This window comes from uncultured Megasphaera sp., assembly GCF_958350005.1.
Taxonomy (GTDB): domain Bacteria; phylum Bacillota; class Negativicutes; order Veillonellales; family Megasphaeraceae; genus Megasphaera.
Genome location: NZ_CATWFF010000218.1, coordinates 1 through 3,148 on the forward strand (window position 1 = coordinate 1; position 3,148 = coordinate 3,148).

Consider the following 3,148-nt stretch of genomic DNA (forward strand, 5'->3'; position numbering starts at 1 on the left):
ATATACAACCAGGTGCCCATTTATTTTAACAGCCCTGTTTTTATCCGTCAAGGATGGGAAAGGTTCTGCAGAAACTGCCGGACAGCCGTCCTATATTCGTCTCGATTTGACTCAATGCCGGCAGCATGAGGAGAATTGGCAAAAATATAAATATCTTTATGGGGAGAAGCACACCGTTCATACAGGCTCTGCGCCGTCCGGACCGGCACGAGGGCATCATCGGCACCGTGCAGAAAGAGGACCGGACTATGAACGGAGCGTACAGCAACAGCCGGTTCGATATGGGAAAGGAGTTTATGCGTATGCCATAACATGGCACCTTGAAAAAAGATATCCAGTACATTATATCCCCAGATAATCCGCTCGTCTTTCGATACCTGGCGCAGTTTTTCCCGGCCTAAATCGACGATATTGCCATAGGAACTGTCGGCCACGACAAAGGCCGCATCCTGTCCCTGATCACTTCCGGCATAAAGCAGGGACATAGCCGCTCCCAGGGAAATGCCGTGCAGGCCGACGCGCATTGCCGGATCGCGGTGTTTCAGCCACGATACCCAGCGGCTGATATCATCAACTTCCTTGAGCCCCCATTCCGTGGCGGTGCCGCCGCTTTCACCATGACCGCGCTGGTCAATAAGGAGGACGTTATAGCCTAAATTGCGGTATATAGGCACATAGGCCAGGCACATGGAACGGTTTTGATACAAACCGTGCAGCAAGATAACGGTGTTGTGAGACGGCCCGCTGTCTTCGATATACGTTCCCCGCAGGGATATGCCGTCAGCTGCTTCTATGCGGACTGCTTCCCAGCCGCGTTCCTGCTCCATTTCCCGGGCCGGCGCCACATCAGCACTGTGATTTTCAATGCCCAGTACAGAATCCCACGGCGTCCGGGTAAATTCTTCATATGCCAGATTGCCAATATATGCGCCAATCCCCAGAATTATGACCATCAATGCGGCTATGACCATGCCGATTCGTCTTATCCATTTGCCGAGCATTCGCCTTCATCCTCCTCCATACGCTGCTATACTGCCAGTATACGTCCTGGAGTCTCATCCAGGGCAAGCAGTTTTACGGAACACGTATAAAATACCCTCCTTACCAGACAGTCCGGTAAAGAGGGTTTGCGTACGATCTATTTCACCTGTCTACAGCCGTTCTTTTTCCCGCAGCACGACCTGTTCCGTTCCGTCAATTTCCATGAGCTGAACGGAAATATCTTCCCGCCGCGACGTAGGTACATTTTTGCCGACATAATCGGCACGAATCGGCAGTTCCCGATGTCCCCGGTCGATGAGAACGGCAAGTTCAATATACCTTGGCCGTCCCAGTTCCATAATGGCATTCAGCGCAGAGCGGACTGTGCGCCCTGTAAACAGCACATCATCAACGAGGATGACCGTAATGCCGTCGGCCGTAAAGGTCTTCGTCCCGTTATCTACGGTATTAATGGCTTTTTTCTTCGCATCGTCACGATATGCCGATATATCCAGATCATATACAGGTACGTCAATGCCTTCAATAGCTGCCAGTTCTTTTCTCAGTCGCTTGGCCAGCGGCACGCCTCGCGTATGGATGCCTACGAGCACCGTTCGATCCAGTCCTTTATTCCGTTCAATAATTTCGTGAGCAATCCGGCGAATAGCCCGGCTCATCGCCTTTGCATCCATTAACAGATTTTTTGTTTTCCACATAGCCGTCACCTCATTACGTACGCGCTGCTGCTTTCTGAAGACAGGCGGCAAAATCATCCGGTACAGGTGCTTCAAACCGCATGGCCTTGCCCGTAACAGGATGCACCAGATCCAGGTACCGCGAGTGCAGGGCCTGACCGTGAATGGGGAAATCATCCTTCTGATACCCATACAGGGGATCGTTGACAACAAGATGGCCAATATAGGCCATGTGCACGCGAATCTGATGGGTTCGGCCCGTTTCCAGGCGGCATTCAATCCATGTATACTCTCCATAGCGCTTCAGCACACGGAAATGGGTTACAGCCTTACGCCCGCCTTTGAAAGTTACGGCCATTTTGATGCGGTCTTTGGGATGCCGGCCAATAGGAGCATCAATGACGCCTTTATCCTCCGAAATCGTCCCGTGCACCAGTGCCCAGTATGTGCGGCAGGCTGTATGGGCCTTAATTTGCGCAGCCAGTCCCTGATGAGCCTCATCTGTTTTGGCTGCTACCATAACACCAGATGTATCTTTGTCCAGGCGATGTACAATTCCCGGCCGGATGACGCCGTTAATGCCGGACAGTTCGCCGCGGCAGTGGTACAGCAGGGCATTTACCAACGTGCCGCTGAGATTTCCCGGAGCCGGATGCACAACCATGCCGCGTTCTTTGTTGATGACAATAATATCTTCATCTTCATAGATAATATCCAGGGGAATATTTTCTGCTTTCGCTTCTGTCATCTCTTCGGGCGGCTGAAACTGTACGTAAATCTCCTGCCCTTCGTGAAGGCGGCAATTAGCCTTGCCCATCTTGCCGCTTACCGTGACCTGCCCCTGCTGAATCAGCTGCTGCGCATAACTGCGCGATATATGAAGCACCTTGGTCAAACACACATCCAGCCGCGTCCCGACCCATTCTTTTCCTGCCTGTATCTGTTTGATCTCCATTTATTTATCCTCACGTATCTGAAAGATGTGTCCAACTGTACCAGAGAAGGAGACACACGCCGACGACAATGCCAATATCAGCAATGTTAAACACGGGCCACACACGAAAATCAAAAAAATCGACGACGGCGCCGCGAATTCCTCTGTCCAGGGCATTGCCCAGAGCCCCGCCCAGCAGCATGCCTACGCCGCAGCGGGCCTGCCAGCACGACGGCACATTTCGATGAAATATACCATACAGCACAAATAATAAGCCAGCCATCAGTAAAAACAGCCAGCGCTGATTTTCCAGAATACCAAAGGCAGCGCCGCGATTTAAAATATAGGTAATATGAAAAAATCCCGGAAGGACCGGAATTGACTCATGCAATATCATCCATTTCTGAACGGCCGCTTTACTTCCCTGATCCAAAAGCACCGTAAGAAACGCCATACACAGTACCTGCACAAAGACCCTCCTGTATGCCTTATTGCCGCTCTCAAGGCGGCATTTCTAAAACACATATAAATATAATAT

General features: G+C 51.2%; 4 protein-coding genes. All 4 read right to left on the reverse strand.

The window, feature by feature from the left end; genetic code table 11:
* Positions 1–47: 47 nt before the first annotated feature.
* The 4 genes from Q3886_RS09680 to lspA all read right to left on the reverse strand — a co-directional run bounded on the left by Q3886_RS09680 (position 48) and on the right by lspA (position 3,079).
* Complete coding sequence (locus Q3886_RS09680; protein ID WP_301861252.1) at positions 48–1,001, reverse strand: alpha/beta hydrolase; 954 nt, start codon at positions 999–1,001, stop codon at positions 48–50.
* Between the two features lie 150 nt (positions 1,002–1,151).
* Positions 1,152–1,697, reverse strand: a complete 546-nt coding sequence (gene pyrR / locus Q3886_RS09685; protein WP_301861253.1) for a bifunctional pyr operon transcriptional regulator/uracil phosphoribosyltransferase PyrR — start codon at positions 1,695–1,697, stop codon at positions 1,152–1,154.
* Positions 1,698–1,710: 13 nt separating this feature from the next.
* Positions 1,711–2,631: an RluA family pseudouridine synthase gene (locus tag Q3886_RS09690; RefSeq protein ID WP_301861255.1), complete on the reverse strand. Its 921-nt coding sequence runs from the start codon at positions 2,629–2,631 to the stop codon at positions 1,711–1,713.
* 10 nt (positions 2,632–2,641) lie between these two features.
* Complete coding sequence (lspA, locus tag Q3886_RS09695; RefSeq protein WP_301861257.1) at positions 2,642–3,079, reverse strand: signal peptidase II; 438 nt, start codon at positions 3,077–3,079, stop codon at positions 2,642–2,644.
* Between the last annotated feature and the right edge of the window lie 69 nt (positions 3,080–3,148).